The sequence below is a fragment of the Streptomyces sp. DG2A-72 genome (genome assembly GCF_030499575.1).
Classification (GTDB): Bacteria; Actinomycetota; Actinomycetes; order Streptomycetales; family Streptomycetaceae; genus Streptomyces.
Window position 1 is genome coordinate 7,848,586 of sequence record NZ_JASTLC010000001.1, and the last position, 17,590, is coordinate 7,866,175.

The following is a 17,590-nucleotide window of genomic DNA, read 5'->3' on the forward strand; positions in this document are numbered from 1 at the left end:
TCGTCAGGTCGGCGGGGTACGGGGCGCGGGAATCTCCCGGAGTGCTCGTACGTTGTGCTCAATGACCGCCGAAAATGGCATCTCCAACGACGTAAGGACCCAATGACCTCCTCTTCTTCCCCTTCCCAGGACACTGAGCGCCTCGCGCACGCCTATCCCGAAGGTCTTCGGGCCGATGCCCTGATGGAAGAGGACGTCGCCTGGAGCCACGAGATCGACGGAGAGCGGGACGGCGACCAGTTCGACCGCTCCGAGCGTGCGGCCCTGCGCCGCGTCGCCGGCCTCTCCACCGAGCTCGAGGACGTCACCGAGGTCGAGTACCGACAGCTCCGTCTGGAGCGGGTCGTGCTCGTCGGCGTCTGGACCACGGGGACCGCGCAGGACGCGGAGAACTCCCTGGCAGAGCTCGCCGCTCTCGCGGAGACCGCGGGCGCGCTCGTGCTCGACGGTGTGATCCAGCGCCGAGACAAGCCCGACGCGGCGACGTACATCGGCTCCGGCAAGGCCGACGAGCTGCGGGACATCGTCCTCGACTCGGGCGCGGACACCGTCATCTGCGATGGTGAGCTGAGCCCTGGGCAGCTGATCCACCTCGAAGACGTCGTCAAGGTCAAGGTCATCGACCGTACGGCCCTGATCCTCGACATCTTCGCCCAGCACGCCAAGTCCCGAGAGGGCAAGGCGCAGGTCGCGCTCGCGCAGATGCAGTACATGCTGCCGAGGCTGCGCGGCTGGGGTCAGTCGCTGTCCCGGCAGATGGGCGGCGGCAAGGGCGGCGGCCTCGCCACCCGTGGTCCCGGTGAGACCAAGATCGAGACGGACCGGCGCCGGATCCGCGAGAAGATGGCGAAGATGCGCCGGGAGATCGCGGAGATGAAGACCGGCCGTGAGATCCAGCGCCAGGTGCGCCGGCGCAACAAGGTGCCCTCGGTCGCCATCGCGGGCTACACCAACGCCGGCAAGTCCTCGCTGCTCAACCGCCTCACCGGCGCCGGCGTCCTGGTCGAGAACGCCCTGTTCGCGACCCTGGACCCGACCGTGCGCCGGGCCGAGACGCCGAGCGGCCGGCAGTACACGCTGGCGGACACCGTCGGCTTCGTCCGGCATCTGCCGCACCACCTGGTCGAGGCGTTCCGCTCCACCATGGAAGAGGTCGGCCAGTCCGACCTGATCCTGCACGTGGTCGACGGTTCGCACCCGAACCCGGAGGAGCAGCTGGCCGCCGTACGCGAGGTGGTCAGGGACGTCGGTGCCACGGACGTACCCGAGATCGTCGTGATCAACAAGGCCGACGCGGCGGACCCGCTGACGCTCCAGCGGCTGCTGCGGATCGAGAAGCGCTCCATCGCCGTCTCGGCCCGCACCGGCCGGGGCATCGCCGAGCTGCTCGCCCTCATCGACAACGAGCTGCCGCGGCCGTCGGTCGAGATCGAGGCGCTTGTGCCGTACACGCATGGCAGGCTGGTCGCCCGCGCCCACACCGAGGGTGAGGTGATCTCCGAGGAGCACACCCCGGAGGGCACCCTGCTCAAGGCGCGGGTGCACGAGGAACTGGCGGCGGATCTCACGCCGTACGTTCCGGCGCCGCTCGCCTGATACGCCGTACGAAACACAAGGCCCGCCCCTGCTTCTTGCGGGGGCGGGCCTTCCGCGTGCGCGGGCGGGCTGCCGGGTCATTGACCGCCGTATGCCTTGCTCATGTTCTCGTAGAGTTCCTGGTCGCTCGCGCCGAGCTGCGGCCCGCGAGCCAGGCGCTGTCGGCCGGGCCGATGGAGGTGTGGGAGACCAGTACATCGTCGGCAGGCCGGCGCTCAGCGGGAAGCAGCCGGGCCGGTCGATGCACTTGAGCATCTGCAGGCTGTTCAAGCGCGGAGCGGCCGGATAGGCCCAGGCGCCCATGCTGGACACCTCGGTCGCCGACGGGGCGGAGACTCGTCCGACGTGGAGCCGCCGTCTCACATCACTGGCCGGCGAACTTCTCGCTCACCGAGGCGTACACGCCCTTGGCCTCCTCACCCAGTCGCGGACCCGCCAGCCAGCCCGCGGTCACCGGGCCGATCGAGGTGTTGGACACCAGCGTCTCCTCGCCGTCCGCACCCGTGGTGACCCAGCCGCCGCCGGACGAACCGCCGGTCATGGTGCAGCCGATGCGGTACATCGTCGGGTCGGAGGCGTTGATCGACAGCCGCCCGGGCTTGTCCTGGCACCGGTACAGCGTCTGGCCGTCGAACGGCGCCCCCGCCGGGTAGCCGGTCGCCGTGATGCTCTCCACCTGCTGCACGGCCGGAGCCTCGAAGTCCACCGGCAGCGCCGAACCGACCGTCTCCTCCAGCGACTTGCCGTCGCCGCTCTCGGGCGTCACATGGATGACGGCGAAGTCGTACGACGCACCGTCCCCGCCCGTCGCACCGCCCTGCTCGATCCACTGATCCGAGGTCTGCACCCAGTCGCCCCACCAGACACCGTAGGGAGCGACCTCCTCCTTGGTGGCGTTCTCCAACTCCGCGGCCGACTTGCCCGAGTCGTTGTACGACGGCACGAACGCGATGTTGCGGTACCAGCCGCCGCTCTTGCCCGCATGCACACAGTGGCCGGCCGTCCACACCATGTTGGACTTGCCGGGGTTGGCCGGATCCTGCACGACCGTCGCCGAGCAGACCATCGTGCCCTCGGGGGAGTCGAAGAACACCTTTCCTGCCGTGGCGGCGTTGTCGTGGTACGTAGGCGGTACGGCCTCGGCGTCCACCGGCTCGGGCGTCGGGTCGGTCACACCCTGGTCACCGGCGAGGTCGCTGTCGTCGACGCCCTGGTCCGGCTCTTCGGCATCCCGCATCCGGTCCGGGTTCCACAGGTCCTCGATGATGGGGTTGACGAAGTCCTCGGCCTCACGCAGCCAGTCGTCCTTGTTCCAGTTCTTCCAGGCGCCGTTCTTCCAGTTGTCCATGTCGATCCCGTGCTCTTTGAGCCGGTCCTTGATGTCGTCCGGGATCGTGATCTTGCCGTCGCCCTCGGCAGAGGCCGAGGCCTGGCCACCCGCATCGGCGTCGCCCGACTCGCAGGCGGTCGCGGTGAGCACGAGCGCGGAGGCGAGCGCAACGGCGGCCAGTACGGGGGAGGTTCCGCGGCGCGCGCTCCCTTCTCGGCGAGCGGTGAACGAAGGCCTTGTCGATCGCATGATCTGACTCCCCCTGAGGTAACGAATGCGGCGCTGCGACGTGCTCTGGCGCGGAGCCCACTTGATGCCGGCTGACGCCACGGCGTCCAGGAACGGCAACTCACACTATGCGCTCGCTGTGGGGGACTTCCGACGGAACAGCAACAGTTCCGTCACGGGAAGGATCTTGAGGCAACCCGTAACCCGGTCAGCAGTGCGCGGTTGGTAGCGGTGGGGGTCGGCCTGCTGTCTGCGTGTGCGGTCCCCAGCGCTGAGTGCGCATTGCCAAGTGTACGAAAAATGTCGGGTGTCGGGTGTCGGGCGGTTGATGCCGAGACCCGGGCGCCCTGGACAGCGGGAGGACAGGGAGCCGTGACCGTGACCGAGTCTGCGCCCGGGGGGACTGCAGAGCCGCCGGGGGTGTCTGTGGCGCGGCATGCCGCGGGGACGCGCTCCGTGCACGAGGGGATCCTGCGGCGCCAGTCGGCACGCGAGTCGGCGGCACGCACCTACGCGCGTGCCCTGCCGATCGTGCCCGTTCGGGCACGCGGGCTGACCATCGAGGGTGCGGACGGACGCCGTTACCTCGACTGTCTCTCCGGCGCCGGAACCCTCGCCCTGGGGCACAATCACCCGGTCGTCCTGGAGGCCATCCGCAAGGTTCTCGACTCCGGCGCACCGCTGCACGTCCTCGACCTGGCGACGCCCGTCAAGGACGCGTTCATCACGGAGCTGTTCCACACCCTGCCGCCCGGCCTCGCCGACCACGCGCGCGTGCAGTTCTGCGGACCGGCCGGCACGGACGCGGTGGAGGCGGCCTTCAAGCTCGTACGGTCCGCCACCGGGCGCACCGGGATGCTCGCCTTCACCGGTGCCTACCACGGGATGACCGCCGGCGCCCTCGAAGCGTCCGGGCACGCCTGCGACGTACGAGTCACACGGCTGCCCTACCCGCAGGACTACCGCTGTCCCTTCGGCATCGGCGGCGCACACGGTGCCGAACTCGCCGCCCGCTGGACCGAGTCCGTCCTCGACGACCCCAAGTCCGGTGTGCCGCGCCCCGCCGGGATGATCCTCGAACCCGTACAGGGCGAGGGCGGGGTCATCCCCGCGCCGGACACCTGGATGCGCCGCATGCGGGAGATCACAGCCGCCCGGTCCATCCCGCTGATCGCCGACGAGGTCCAGACGGGCGTCGGGCGCACCGGTGCCTTCTGGGCGGTCGAGCACAGTGGAGTCACCCCCGACGTGATGGTCCTCTCCAAGGCCATCGGCGGCAGCCTGCCCCTGGCGCTCGTGGTCTACCGAGACGACCTCGACGTCTGGCAACCCGGCGCCCACGCAGGCACTTTCCGCGGCAACCAACTCGCCATGGCAGCGGGGACGGCGACGCTGGCACACGTCCGCGAGAACCGACTTGCCGAACGGGCGGGCGATCTCGGCACCCGGATGCTCTCCCAACTTCGCTCCCTTGCTGATGAGTTCTCCTGCGTGGGTGATGTGCGGGGGCGGGGGCTGATGATCGGCGTCGAGGTGGTGAATCCGGAGGCGGGTGCGGAGCCGGAACCGGGTGCTGACGGTGAGGTAGATGGAGGCGCCGCCTGGGCGGGACTTGACCCGGCGGGAGGCGGAGGGGGACTGGCGGGCGGTTCGGATGGTTGGGACCGTGCCAGTGGTGAGGCGCACGCGGGTGGGACCGCGCATGACCGTGCTGCCAGGGCAGTTGGCCGCCCTGCGGATGCGCTGGCACCCCTTCGCGGTCCTCACCCGGCTGCTCCCGAACTCGCGGCCGCCGTACAGCGGGAGTGCCTGCGCCGCGGCTTGATCGTCGAGCTCGGTGGACGGCACTCGAGTGTTGTACGGCTCCTGCCACCGCTGACGATCAGTGACGAGCAGGCGACCGCGGTGCTCGACCGACTGGCCGATGCTGTGGCCGCGGTGGCCCGCGAACGTCATCCGTCCCGACGAGAGACACCGATCGCGCCGACGTGATGGCGAACCCGCCCAGCGAACAGGGTGGGTCGGTGACCGGGGCGGGTTCGCCTGAACGTCCGTGCGTCTGCCGCTGCAGGGGCACCGATTCGCCGCCCAGCCGGCTCTTTCGCCCATGCCATCTCACCTCCAGAGCTCGTCGCGCAACGAGCCAGAACCGCCTAACGAGGAACAGCGTTGAACACCACTCCCGCACCCGGCGCCCACGCCCCCACGGATCTGCCAGGCCCCGCCGAACCCGGATCTCCCCTGACGGCCACGGCTGAGCCGACCTCCCCGTCATCCGCCGAGCGCCCGGAACGGGTCCCGGAACAGGGCGGCGCTCCCGATAGGGAACGCCGACCCGAACAGGACGCAGCCTTTGCCGCCGGACGGCCACACGGGGGCACCGCCGACCTCCTGGAACATCCCGACCCGCATACGGCGGCTCAGTCCGCGGCTGTGGAGAACCTGCTGCGCTGCTGGACGCGCGAGACCAACCTCCCCTCTCCCGACAACGGCACCCTCCGCATCCCCCTGCCGGCCAGCGGCACGGCCCTGCTCGTCCCGGTCCACTACTGGTCCCCGACGGGTTGCCACCGCTTCGGCCTTCCCCGCTTTGCCGACGCCCCGGAGGCATCCCCACCGGCCGACGCGGTCACGGTCGCGGCCCTGCTCACCAGGGAGACGTCTCTGATGGCGGGAACGACCGATCTGCCTGCCAGGGCTGCCGAGTCGAGCCTCGGCCCTTCCCAGCGAGCCGCCTCCGATGCAGACAGGCCCACCATCCCTGGCACAGGCGATCGCGCCGCCCCCGACGCAGCCGATCGCACCACGCCCGACGCAGCCAGCCGCACCGACCTCGTCTCCCGTGTCGCCGACTCCGTCCGACTGACCACCTCCTTCATCAAGGACCGTCGGCAACACCCTTCCGACGCACCCGACCTCTTCCTCGCGGCTGAGCAAGCGCTCCTCCTCGGTCACCCACTGCACCCGACCCCGAAGAGCCGCGAGGATCTTGCAGAGCGCGAAGCACGGTGGTACTCACCCGAGTTGCGCGGCTCGTTCCCCTTGCACTGGCTCGCTGTCGCCCCCTCCGTCCTCGCCACCGACTCCGCCTGGACCGAACGGGGCCGCCCTGTCCCGGCACTGCAGCTCACCGCACGACTGGCCGAGGCGGAACTGCCTCTGCCCGACGGCTATGCCGCCCTCCCGCTGCACCCCTGGCAACTGCGCGAGGTCCAGAGGCGCCCCGAGACCGTGGCTCTGCTCGACGCAGGATTGCTCCGCGACCTCGGCGAGCACGGCACCCCGTGGCATCCCACCTCCTCCGTGCGAACCGTCTACCGCTCCGACGCCCCCGCGATGCTCAAGCTGTCCCTGGGCCTGCGCATCACCAACTCCCGCCGGGAGAACCTCCGCAAGGAGCTCCATCGCGGCGTCGAGGTTCACCGGCTGCTGCGCAGTGGCCTGGCCAAGCAGTGGCAGGCGGTCCACCCAGGCTTCGACATCGTCCGCGACCCGGCCTGGCTCGCAGCCGACACGCTGGACGGCAACCCCGTGCCCGGCCTCGACGTGATGATCCGGCACAACCCGTTCAGCCCCTCGGACGACGTCTCCTGCGTCGCAGCACTTGTCTCCCTCCGGCCGTACCGTCCATCGGGCACGGTCGCACGCTGCTCCGAGTCCGGCGCCCCATCGCGATGGCCATACGTCAAGTCCCGTCTGGCAGAGGTGGTCACACGTCTCGCCGACCGGACCGGCCGACCTCTCGGCGCGGTTGCCGCCGAGTGGTTCCTCCGCTACCTCGAGCAGGTCGTCCGACCTGTCCTGTGGCTGGACGCGGAGGCAGGCATCGCACTGGAGGCACACCAGCAGAACACGCTGCTTCTGCTGGACGCCGACGGCTGGCCGACTGGCGGTCGCTACCGCGACAACCAGGGCTACTACTTCCGTGAGTCCCGGCGCGCGGAACTCGAGGCCCGGCTGCCCGGCGTCGGCCGGCACAGCGACACCTTCGTCTCTGACGAGGTCGCCGACGAGCGCTTCGCCTACTACCTGGCGATCAACAACGTGCTCGGCCTCATCGGTGCGTTCGGCTCCCAGCGCCTCGTCGACGAGCAGCTGTTGCTCGCCGCCTTCCGCCGCTTTCTCGGCGAGGTCGCTGTCGGCCCAGCCCGCTTGCGCAGCGCATTGCCCACCCAGCTGCTCGACTCACCCGTGCTGCGCTGCAAGGCCAACCTGCTGACCCGGCTGCACGGCCTCGACGAGCTGATCGGCCCGATCGACACCCAGTCCGTCTACGTCACCATCGCCAACCCCCTCCACTTCTGACCACCACCAACTCCCTTCACTTCCGAGGAACATGCCCCACTCCTTCTCCTGAGAGGAGCGTCACAATGCCTCCCACCGACGCGAGCGCCGATGCCGGTACCGCAGCCGTCACTGACGTTGGTCCCGCCCCCGCCGACGAGAGCGCCACCCGTCCGAGCCCTGATGCCGACGAGAGCAGGACCGGAACGGACGCCTGTTCGGAGGCGGACTGCGAGGACACCCTCGACCTGCGCCTGCCCGACGAGTTCATCGCGCTTCTCGCGAAGGACCGGGCCCCCGCGGAGGAACGGGCCGTCACGGAGGAGCAGACCGATGTGCACGAGCAGGCTGACGTCGGGGCGCAGACCGGCGCGCGGGAGCAGGCCGGCGCCGGGAGGCAGACGGCGGGGGAGCACGGCGTCAGTGACTGGCAGACGGACGCGCAGGAGCGGGCCGACGCCGACTGGCAGGCCGACGCGCACGGGCTGACCCACTCCGCGAGTCACGCGGACGCGCTTGAGCGGGCCGCGACGGGGCGGCAGGCCGGCACGGATGGGAAGCGGAGCCGCGGTGGGGACGCGCCTCATTCCGTCTCTTCCGTACAGGCCGACGACGACCTGCTCGACCACGTCGCCGACTGGGGGCCGACCGTCACACCAGCAGGCGTGTTCCGGCTCGTCCCGGTGGACCTGGAGCAGGACCTGCCGCTCATCAGCCGCTGGATGAACGACCCCGCCGTGGCAGCATTCTGGGGGCTGGAGGGCGCCCAGAACACGACCGAGGACCATGTGCGTGCCCAGTTCGCCGGAGACGGCCGCAGCATCCCCTGCCTCGGCGTGCTGGAGGGCACGCCGATGAGCTACTGGGAGGTCTACCGAGCGGACCTCGACCCGCTGGCCCGCCACTATCCCGCTCGACCTCACGACACTGGAATCCACCTCCTCATCGGTCGAGTCGCCGATCGCGGGCAGGGACTCGGCGGCACCCTGCTCAGAGCCGTCGCCGACCTCGCGTTCGACAAGCGGCCCGCCTGCGCACGCGTCGTCGCGGAACCCGATCTTCGCAACACCCCCTCCGTAGCCGCATTCCTGAGCGCAGGCTTCCGGTTCTCCGCCGAGATCGACCTGCCTGCCAAGCGGGCCGCCCTGATGGTCCGAGACCGTTCCCTTCGCCATCTGCTGTAGCGCCGCGCCATCACGCTGTCACTTTTGGTACACCGCTCGAGCCGATCCGGTTCCCACTCCCACCGGACCGAGTCGGTCGTCGGCCGGCCTGTCTGACGCCGATGGGCTCCCTGCTCAGGGCCAGTCCGCGCCTGCCCAAGGCTGGTCGATGCCGTAAACCGGGGCCGGTCTTCGGCCATCGACGCGATCCTCCGCTCGACCGGTCGGTGCTTGACCACGGACCGGCATCGTTCCTGCATACCTGACCCGACAGCACCCCGACTTTCCGCAGAACCGCGCCCGCTGTTGCCCACGCGACCAAACCCGCCCCCGCCCACAACCGAACCGATCCGAGCCACCCTGTGACGCACCTCCGCCCCGATCAGGTCACTCCCGACCGGCAACCGATCCGATCCGATCTCCAACCGCGCAGCCCACGGTCTTGATCCAGCCCCTCGCCCCGCCTTGACCGCTCGTTTGTCAGTGGTGGGCCGTAGGGTGGTCGCGCTATGACGAAGCCCTCACTCCCCGAACTCCTGCATGCTGCCGTCACTGCCGTCGGCGGTACGGAGCGCCCCGGTCAGGTGACCATGGCCGAATCCGTCGCGAAGGCGATCGACGACGGCTCCCATCTGCTGGTCCAGGCCGGCACCGGCACCGGAAAGTCGCTCGGCTATCTCGTGCCCGCGCTCGCGCACGGAGAGCACGTCGTCGTGGCGACCGCCACGCTCGCACTGCAGCGCCAACTCGTGGAGCGGGATCTGCCGCGCACGGTCGATGCATTGCACCCACTGCTGCGCCGCCGTCCGGAGTTCGCGATGCTCAAGGGCAGGTCGAACTACCTGTGTCTGCACCGTCTCCACGAAGGCGTTCCGCAGGACGAGGAAGAGGGCCTCTTCGACCAGTTCGAGGCAGCCGCGCCCACCAGCAAGCTGGGCCAGGATCTGCTCAGGCTGCGCGACTGGTCCCAGGACACGGAGACCGGTGACCGCGACGACCTCACCCCCGGCGTGTCCGACCGCGCCTGGGCGCAGATTTCGGTCTCGTCGAGGGAATGCCTGGGCGCCACGAAATGCGCGTACGGCGCCGAGTGCTTCGCCGAGATGGCCCGCGAGCGCGCCAAGCTCGCCGAGGTGGTCGTCACCAACCACGCGCTGCTCGCGATCGACGCCATCGAGGGCGCCCCGGTCCTCCCGCAGCACGAGGTGCTGATCGTGGACGAGGCGCATGAACTGGTCTCCCGGGTCACCGGTGTGGCCACCGGTGAGCTCACCCCCGGCCAGGTCAACCGCGCGGTGCGGCGCGCCGCGAAGCTCGTCAACGAGAAGGCCGCCGACCAGCTCCAGACCGCCGCGGAGGGCTTCGAGCGGCTGATGGAACTGGCCCTGCCTGGTCGTCTCGAGGAGATCCCGGAGGATCTCGGCTACGCGCTCATGGCACTACGCGACGCCGCCCGTACGGTCATCTCCGCGATCGGAGGGACCCGCGACAAGTCGGTCCAGGATGAGGACGCGGTCCGCAAACAGGCCCTGGCCTCCGTGGAAACCGTGCACGACGTGGCGGAGCGGATCACCAACGGCTCCGAGTGGGACGTCGTGTGGTACGAGCGCCATGACCGCTTCGGCGCCTCACTGCGCGTCGCCCCGATGTCCGTGTCGGGCCTCCTCAGGGAGAAGCTCTTCACCGACCGCTCGGTCGTCCTGACCTCCGCGACCCTGAAGCTGGGCGGTGACTTCAACGGCGTCGGTGCCTCCCTGGGACTGGCCCCCGAGGGCACGGAGGGCGACGATCTCCCTCAGTGGAAGGGCCTCGACGTCGGCTCACCCTTCGACTACCGAAAGCAGGGCATCCTGTACGTGGCCAAGCACCTGTCCCGCCCCGCGCGCGACGGCGACCGCGCGGACATGCTGGACGAGCTGACCGAACTGATCCAGGCGGCCGGCGGCCGTACCCTGGGCCTGTTCTCCTCGATGCGTGCCGCCCAACTGGCCGCCGAGGAACTGCGCTCCCGTATCCCCGAGTTCCCGATCCTCCTCCAGGGCGAGGAGACGCTCGGTGAGCTGATCAAGAACTTCGGAGCCGACCCCAAGACGTGCCTCTTCGGCACGCTGTCGCTGTGGCAGGGGGTCGACGTCCCCGGCCCGAGCTGTCAGCTGGTCGTCATGGACAAGATCCCCTTCCCGCGCCCGGACGATCCGCTGATGAGCGCCCGCCAGAAGGCGGTGGAGGACAACGGCGGCAACGGCTTCATGGCAGTCGCAGCCACACACGCGGCCCTGCTCATGGCCCAGGGCGCCGGCCGCCTCGTACGGGCGTCGGGAGACCGTGGCGTGGTGGCCGTACTGGATCAGCGACTGGCCACGGCGCGATACGGCGGCTATCTGAAGGCGTCACTGCCCGACTTCTGGTACACCACGGACCGCAACCAGGTCCGGAAGTCGCTGGCCGCGATCGACGCGGCAGCGCAATAGGCGACTGCGCAACAGGCCGGATGAGAACCGGCTCCGCCCATCGGAGTGGAGCCGGACAGCACAGGGCCCCGGAACCGGCGCAGGGGTCCCGGGGCCCGGTCAGGGGGCGGGGCTGGTCGGCCCGCCCGCCGCAGCCGTCACACGCGCCGCAGCACAGCCACCACCTTGCCGAGGATGGTGGCGTCGTCGCCCGGGATCGGCTCGTACGCCGAGTTGTGCGGGAGGAGCCAGACATGGCCGTCCTCGCGCTTGAAGCGCTTGACAGTGGCCTCGCCCTCGAGCATGGCGGCCACGATGTCGCCGTTCTCGGCGACGGGCTGGCGGCGGACCGTGACCCAGTCGCCGTCGCAGATCGCAGCCTCGATCATCGAGTCGCCGACGACCTTCAGCACGAACAGCTCACCGTCACCGACCAGCTGGCGGGGGAGAGGGAAGACATCCTCGACCGACTCCTCGGCGAGGATCGGGCCACCGGCGGCGATGCGGCCGACCAGCGGCACATACGACGCGGCCGGCTTGCCTGCCGTGTCCGTGGGCTGCACGGAGGCCGCCTGGTCCGAGCCTCGCACTTCGTACGCGCGCGGACGGTGCGGGTCGCGGCGCAGGAAGCCCTTGCGCTCCAGTGCCATCAGCTGGTGTGCGACGGAGGAGGTGCTGGAAAGGCCGACGGCCTGCCCGATCTCCCGCATCGACGGCGGGTAGCCGCGCCGCTGCACAGAGTCCCTGATGACCTCGATGACGCGGCGCTGCCGGTCTGTGAGGCCCGAGCTGTCCGCTCGGATCCCTGGAGGTCGGCCCGGTAGGGAGCGCTTGTGCCCCTCGGGATTGGTGGCTTCGTTCATCGCATGCACCGGCTCGAGTCGGCCCTGGGAGCGGTCCTGGGCAGTGATGGTGGCACTGTCTGCGGTGGTGGTCACGTCGGCCCCTCTCGATGGTCTCCCTGCTGGACAACGGTAGTTGCTTTCGAAAGGTTGCGCCAAACACACGTTCGAGTGAAAAATCGCGAATCACCCGCCGCGATCATGTGTCTGGGTGTATGGCTAACGCGACACCTGGCGGACAAAAGTGCCCATTGTTGTACTCTTCGCCACCGAGGAGCGACCTCTTGGGTCGATGCCCCAGTCTGCCATCCGGCATCCGGTCAACACGGAACCGACCCTCATCTGTGCGGGAGTCGCACGACCTCTCCCTGCGGTGCCCACGGTATCCCCGCATGTGCCTCGGCGGTACGGCTGTGCACGCACGCGTGCCGATGTGGCGGTGTTGCCGTACGGCATGTGCCCCTGCGGGCGCGACACGCGCGAACGGTGTGCATGTATGAGCCAATCCCCACATCTAGTGGTTGGATTGCAGCAGCAGCCCAGAAGTTGTGGTCCCCCGGGTCTTCGGGCCCTCGATCATCGCCTATGCTTGGGGCTGCTTCGAGGGGCCCAAGTGGTCTTTTGAGGCTATTGAGTCTGCTGTGAGGAGGGTTGGAAGATCATGCACTGCCCCTTCTGCAGGCACCCCGACAGCCGTGTCGTCGACAGTCGTACGACCGACGACGGCACGTCGATCCGCAGACGCCGCCAGTGTCCGGACTGCTCCCGTCGTTTCACGACCGTGGAGACGTGCTCGCTCATGGTGGTCAAGCGGTCCGGAGTCACCGAGCCTTTCAGCCGTACCAAGGTCATCAACGGCGTGCGCAAGGCATGCCAGGGGCGACCTGTCACCGAGGACGCGCTCGCCCAACTCGGCCAGCGGGTCGAGGAGGCGGTGCGGGCCACCGGAAGCGCCGAGCTGACCACCCATGATGTGGGGCTGGCCATACTCGGCCCGTTGCAGGAGCTCGACCTCGTCGCCTATCTGCGATTCGCCTCCGTCTACCGGGCGTTCGACTCGCTGGAGGACTTCGAGGCCGCCATCGCGGAACTCAGGGAAGAGATGCGACGTCCCGGCGCCGACGACGACGAAGACGCGCGCGCGGGGAGCCAGGAAGACGATCGCGGGCCCGGAGGGACCACTCAGGTCCCCGTGCCCGCCAACGCCGCCGACTGACAGGCGGACCGGACCCGGGCCCCAGGGCTCCGGGCCGGTCGGTCGGCGGCGAGCGAAGACCTGTTGCGGGCGGCAGCGAGAGATGCCCGCAGCACCAGACAGAACACCGTGCCACGGGAACATCGTGGCACTTCAGGGCGTTTTAGCCCGTACAGGGAGGCGGCATGACAGAGACGGCGAGCGGTCCGGCACGAGGTTCCCGAACCAAGGGCACCAAGGCGAGCAAGGGCCTGCGTATCGAGCGCATCCACACGACCCCCGGCGTACACCCGTACGACGAGGTGGCCTGGGAGCGCCGTGACGTCGTCATGACCAACTGGCGCGACGGCTCGGTCAATTTCGAGCAGCGTGGCGTCGAGTTCCCCGACTTCTGGTCGGTGAACGCGGTCAACATCGTCACCAGCAAGTACTTCCGGGGTGCCGTCGGCACCCCGCAGCGCGAGACCGGCCTCAAGCAGCTGATCGACCGCATCGTGAAGACGTACCGGAAGGCCGGCGAGGACCACAAGTACTTCGCCTCGCCCGCCGATGCCGAGATCTTCGAGCACGAGCTGGCATACGCCCTCCTGCACCAGATCTTCAGCTTCAACAGCCCCGTGTGGTTCAACGTGGGCACGGCCCAGCCGCAGCAGGTCTCGGCCTGCTTCATCCTGGCCGTCGACGACTCCATGGAGTCGATCCTCGACTGGTACAAGGAAGAGGGCATGATCTTCAAGGGCGGCTCCGGTGCCGGCCTGAACCTGTCCCGTATCCGCTCCTCCAAGGAACTCCTGTCCTCCGGTGGCAACGCCTCCGGCCCGGTCTCCTTCATGCGCGGCGCCGACGCCTCCGCAGGAACGATCAAGTCGGGCGGCGCCACCCGCCGGGCCGCCAAGATGGTCATCCTCGACGTCGACCACCCCGACATCGAGGACTTCATCGAGACCAAGGTGAAGGAGGAGGAGAAGATCCGCGCCCTGCGTGACGCGGGCTTCGACATGGACCTCGGCGGCGAGGACATCACGTCCGTCCAGTACCAGAACGCCAACAACTCGGTCCGGGTGAACGACGAGTTCATGAAGGCCGTGGAGAACGGCGACAAGTTCGGCCTGCGTGCCCGTATGACCGGCGAGGTCATCGAGGAGGTCGACGCCAAGGTCCTCTTCCGCAAGATGGCCGAGGCCGCCTGGGCCTGCGCCGACCCCGGCATCCAGTACGACGACACCATCAACCACTGGCACACCTGCCCGGAGTCCGGCCGTATCAACGGTTCGAACCCCTGCAGCGAGTACATGCACCTGGACAACACGTCCTGCAACCTCGCCTCGCTGAACCTGATGAAGTTCCTGAAGGACGACGGCAAGGGCAACCAGTCCTTCGAAGCCGAGCGCTTCGCCAAGGTCGTCGAGCTCGTCATCACCGCGATGGACATCTCCATCTGCTTCGCGGACTTCCCGACCCAGAAGATCGGCGAGAACACGCGCGCGTTCCGCCAGCTCGGCATCGGCTACGCCAACCTCGGCGCCCTGCTGATGGCGACCGGCCACGCATACGACTCGGACGGCGGCCGCTCCCTCGCCGGCGCCATCACCTCCCTGATGACCGGCACGTCGTACAGGCGCTCCGCCGAACTCGCCGCGGTCGTCGGTCCGTACGACGGCTACGCCCGCAACGCGCAGCCGCACCTGCGGGTCATGAAGCAGCACTCCGACGCCAACGAGAAGGCCGTCCGCGTGGACGACCTGGACACGCCGGTCTGGGCCGCGGCCACGGAGGCCTGGCAGGACGTGCTGCGTCTTGGCGAGAAGAACGGTTTCCGTAACTCTCAGGCGTCCGTCATCGCGCCGACCGGCACCATCGGTCTGGCCATGTCCTGCGACACCACCGGCCTCGAGCCCGACCTCGCCCTGGTCAAGTTCAAGAAGCTGGTCGGCGGCGGCTCGATGCAGATCGTCAATGGCACGGTCCCGCAGGCTCTGCGCCGCCTGGGCTACCAGGAGGAGCAGATCGAGGCGATCGTCGCCCACATCGCCGACCACGGCAATGTGATCGACGCCCCCGGTCTCAGGCACGAGCACTACGAGGTCTTCGACTGCGCCATGGGCGAGCGCTCCATCTCCGCGATGGGCCACGTCCGCATGATGGCCGCGATCCAGCCGTGGATCTCCGGCGCGCTCTCCAAGACGGTCAACCTGCCGGAATCGGCGACCGTCGAGGACGTCGAAGAGGTCTACTTCGAGGCCTGGAAGATGGGCGTCAAGGCGCTCGCGATCTACCGCGACAACTGCAAGGTCGGCCAGCCGCTCTCCGCGAAGACCAAGGAGAAGGAGAAGGCCGAGATCACCGAGAAGACCGAGGAAACGATCCGTACCGCGGTCGAGAAGGTGGTCGAGTACCGCCCGGTCCGCAAGCGCCTCCCGAAGGGCCGTCCCGGCATCACGACCTCCTTCACCGTCGGCGGCGCCGAGGGCTACATGACCGCCAACTCCTACCCGGACGACGGTCTCGGCGAGGTCTTCCTGAAGATGTCAAAGCAGGGCTCGACCCTCGCGGGCATGATGGACGCCTTCTCGATCGCTGTCTCTGTGGGCCTGCAGTACGGCGTGCCGCTGGAGACGTACGTCTCGAAGTTCACGAACATGCGCTTCGAGCCGGCGGGCATGACGGACGACCCGGACGTGCGGATGGCGCAGTCGATCGTCGACTACATCTTCCGCCGCCTGGCGCTGGACTTCCTGCCCTTCGAGACGCGCTCCGCGCTCGGCATCCACTCCGCGGAGGAGCGCCAGCGTCACCTGGAGACCGGTTCGTACGAGCCGTCCGACGACGAGGTCGACGTCGAGGGCTTGGCCCAGTCGGCGCCGCGCGCCCAGGAGCTGAAGGCCGTAGCGACGCCGAAGGCCGTCATCGAGGCGGCCAAGCCCGCCCCGCAGCAGGCCCACACCAGCGCCGAGCTGGTGGAGATGCAGCTGGGCATCCAGGCCGACGCCCCGCTGTGCTTCTCCTGCGGTACGAAGATGCAGCGGGCCGGCTCCTGCTACATCTGCGAGGGCTGCGGCTCGACCAGCGGCTGCAGCTGACCCCAGTTGACAGCCAGGCCCTGAAACAGAGGGGCGCCGACCACGTGCCGGCGCCCCTTCGGGCTGTTCAGGACCAGCGTGTCTTGCCCATGACCTGGGTGAATGTGGCCGGGTCGTCCTCGAAGCCGTGGATTCCCGCGTGGAAGTCCCATGTGCCGGATCCTTCGCGCACGAATTCCCCGACCGCTGCTGCTGTCGCCGCGAGCACCCCGCCGAAGTCGTCCTGGGCCAGGACGTCATAGCCCTCGCTGATGCGCAGGTTCGGCTTGAGCACGCTGACGAAGGTCCGGTGTGCGGGGCGCTGTTGGATGATCACGCCGACGACCACGCGCGCGTACCGGCTGTCGAGCCGGTCGAGCTCCAGGGTCATGACCTCGTCCCAGCCGAAGCCCTTGCCGTCCTTGCTGTCCCGGTTGAGCGTGATGGTGCCGTCGGGAGAGCGGCTGCCGAAGTACACCGCATAAGCGGGATCGCCGTACGGATCGCTCGCCAAGTAGGTCGCGGCCACGATGTCCAGATCCGTGGGCGGTTGCCCCGCAGGACTCGGGTCCCACTTCAGTGCGACCTCGGCCCTCCGAATCCCTTTGCTGAGCCCGTTCACCAGACGTCCCCTTACCCGTGTGGACCTGCCCCAACTGCCGGACAGTCAGGGTTGGTTGTCCATCGTGCCACGCGGGCGTGGGCAGGTGCGCGGATGCGGCCCGCGCGAGCGTGACCGAGGCCACGCTCCGTGGCCTTACGATGGCGCGGTGCTGGTCAAGTGGATTCGCTGCACCGTGGTGGACCGCCGCGGCTTCGAGCGGGGGCAGCGAAAGTGGGCGGGGCTTCTGGGAGAGCCGGGGTTTCGAGGGCAGGGCGGAGGCTGGAGTCGGGGGCGGCCCTCCGTCGCGCACATCTTCGCCTTCTGGGAGAGCCGTGCCTTCTACGACTCCTTCATGGCCCGTTCCCACGACCGGCTCGCGGCGGCCCAGTCGGGTACGTTCAAGGACTCCCAGGTCAAGCTGTTCGACTATCGCTTCGACGTGAAGACGGGCTTCGAGCCGCGTTTCACCGACGCCGATCTGCTCCGGGTCGCCCATTGCCGCGTCCACGAGGACCGCGCCGAGCACTTCATGCTGATGCAGGAGAAGGTGTGGAACCCCGCGATGGCCGGCTCGCCCGGCATGATCCGCGGGCTGTTCGGTGAGGCGCCCGGGAGCGAGTTCCTGGTGCTGTCGATGTGGCAGTCGGCCGCCGAGCACGGCAAGTACCGCACCGAGCGCGTGGAGCGGCTCGCCCTGCGTGCTCAGACCGAGGCGGACATCGCGGCCCTCAGAGGTGACATCGTGGGGTTGGAATCGACCTGGATAGTTTGAGATCTGGACGCACCCTTCGTGTGCCCAGTGTGGCCCATGGTGCAAGAAATGTGTGACCTACGCTGTA

Annotated in this window: 11 protein-coding genes and 1 pseudogene; 8 read left to right on the forward strand and 4 right to left on the reverse strand. The window is 68.9% G+C overall.

What is annotated here, in order from left to right; translation table 11 throughout:
• Positions 1-102 precede the first annotated feature (102 nt).
• Complete coding sequence (gene hflX, locus QQY66_RS37360; protein ID WP_301984764.1) at positions 103-1,596, forward strand: GTPase HflX; 1,494 nt, start codon at positions 103-105, stop codon at positions 1,594-1,596.
• Between the two features lie 77 nt (positions 1,597-1,673).
• On the opposite strand, the pseudogene QQY66_RS37365 reads toward hflX, so the two are convergent.
• Positions 1,674-1,929: pseudogene (locus QQY66_RS37365) on the reverse strand (hypothetical protein); the annotation flags it as partial.
• 31 nt (positions 1,930-1,960) lie between these two features.
• Positions 1,961-3,175, reverse strand: a complete 1,215-nt coding sequence (locus QQY66_RS37370) for a serine protease (RefSeq protein ID WP_301984765.1) — start codon at positions 3,173-3,175, stop codon at positions 1,961-1,963.
• A gap of 279 nt (positions 3,176-3,454) precedes the next feature.
• On the opposite strand from QQY66_RS37370, the gene QQY66_RS37375 reads away from it, so the two are divergent.
• The 4 genes from QQY66_RS37375 (at position 3,455) to QQY66_RS37390 (ending at position 11,072) form a co-directional block, all read left to right on the forward strand.
• Entirely contained in the window at positions 3,455-5,146 is a 1,692-nt protein-coding gene (locus QQY66_RS37375; RefSeq protein WP_367667026.1) for a diaminobutyrate--2-oxoglutarate transaminase family protein, read from the forward strand.
• Positions 5,147-5,545: 399 nt separating this feature from the next.
• On the forward strand, positions 5,546-7,459 hold the full coding sequence (locus tag QQY66_RS37380) for an IucA/IucC family siderophore biosynthesis protein (RefSeq protein ID WP_301987627.1): 1,914 nt from the start codon (positions 5,546-5,548) through the stop codon (positions 7,457-7,459).
• 464 nt (positions 7,460-7,923) lie between these two features.
• On the forward strand, positions 7,924-8,622 hold the full coding sequence (locus QQY66_RS37385) for a GNAT family N-acetyltransferase (protein WP_301987628.1): 699 nt from the start codon (positions 7,924-7,926) through the stop codon (positions 8,620-8,622).
• A gap of 488 nt (positions 8,623-9,110) precedes the next feature.
• On the forward strand, positions 9,111-11,072 hold the full coding sequence (locus tag QQY66_RS37390; protein ID WP_301984766.1) for an ATP-dependent DNA helicase: 1,962 nt from the start codon (positions 9,111-9,113) through the stop codon (positions 11,070-11,072).
• A gap of 137 nt (positions 11,073-11,209) precedes the next feature.
• On the opposite strand, the gene lexA is transcribed toward QQY66_RS37390, so the two are convergent.
• Positions 11,210-11,989, reverse strand: a complete 780-nt coding sequence (lexA, locus tag QQY66_RS37395; RefSeq protein ID WP_301984767.1) for a transcriptional repressor LexA — start codon at positions 11,987-11,989, stop codon at positions 11,210-11,212.
• Between the two features lie 565 nt (positions 11,990-12,554).
• Here lexA and nrdR point away from each other — a divergent pair.
• Positions 12,555-13,109, forward strand: coding sequence for a transcriptional regulator NrdR (gene nrdR, locus QQY66_RS37400; protein WP_210576854.1), 555 nt, complete (start codon positions 12,555-12,557; stop codon positions 13,107-13,109).
• 164 nt (positions 13,110-13,273) lie between these two features.
• Entirely contained in the window at positions 13,274-16,168 is a 2,895-nt protein-coding gene (locus tag QQY66_RS37405; protein WP_301984768.1) for a vitamin B12-dependent ribonucleotide reductase, read from the forward strand.
• Between the two features lie 67 nt (positions 16,169-16,235).
• On the opposite strand, the gene QQY66_RS37410 is transcribed toward QQY66_RS37405, so the two are convergent.
• Positions 16,236-16,769, reverse strand: a complete 534-nt coding sequence (locus QQY66_RS37410; RefSeq protein ID WP_301984769.1) for a TerD family protein — start codon at positions 16,767-16,769, stop codon at positions 16,236-16,238.
• Positions 16,770-16,917: 148 nt separating this feature from the next.
• Here QQY66_RS37410 and QQY66_RS37415 point away from each other — a divergent pair, with 148 nt between their 5' ends.
• The gene (locus QQY66_RS37415) at positions 16,918-17,523 is read left to right on the forward strand and encodes a YdbC family protein (RefSeq protein ID WP_301984770.1); all 606 of its coding nucleotides are present in this window, start codon (positions 16,918-16,920) and stop codon (positions 17,521-17,523) included.
• Positions 17,524-17,590: the final 67 nt, after the last annotated feature.

What these genes read in the sequence shown, in the direction of transcription:
- hflX (WP_301984764.1), top strand. Translation starts at nt 103, where the DNA reads ATGACCTCCTCTTCTTCCCCTTCCCAGGACACTGAGCGCCTCGCGCAC.
- QQY66_RS37370 (WP_301984765.1), bottom strand. Translation starts at nt 3,175, where the DNA reads ATGCGATCGACAAGGCCTTCGTTCACCGCTCGCCGAGAAGGGAGCGCG.
- QQY66_RS37375 (WP_367667026.1), top strand. Translation starts at nt 3,455, where the DNA reads ATGTCGGGTGTCGGGTGTCGGGCGGTTGATGCCGAGACCCGGGCGCCC.
- QQY66_RS37390 (WP_301984766.1), top strand. Translation starts at nt 9,111, where the DNA reads ATGACGAAGCCCTCACTCCCCGAACTCCTGCATGCTGCCGTCACTGCC.
- nrdR (WP_210576854.1), top strand. Translation starts at nt 12,555, where the DNA reads ATGCACTGCCCCTTCTGCAGGCACCCCGACAGCCGTGTCGTCGACAGT.
- QQY66_RS37405 (WP_301984768.1), top strand. Translation starts at nt 13,274, where the DNA reads ATGACAGAGACGGCGAGCGGTCCGGCACGAGGTTCCCGAACCAAGGGC.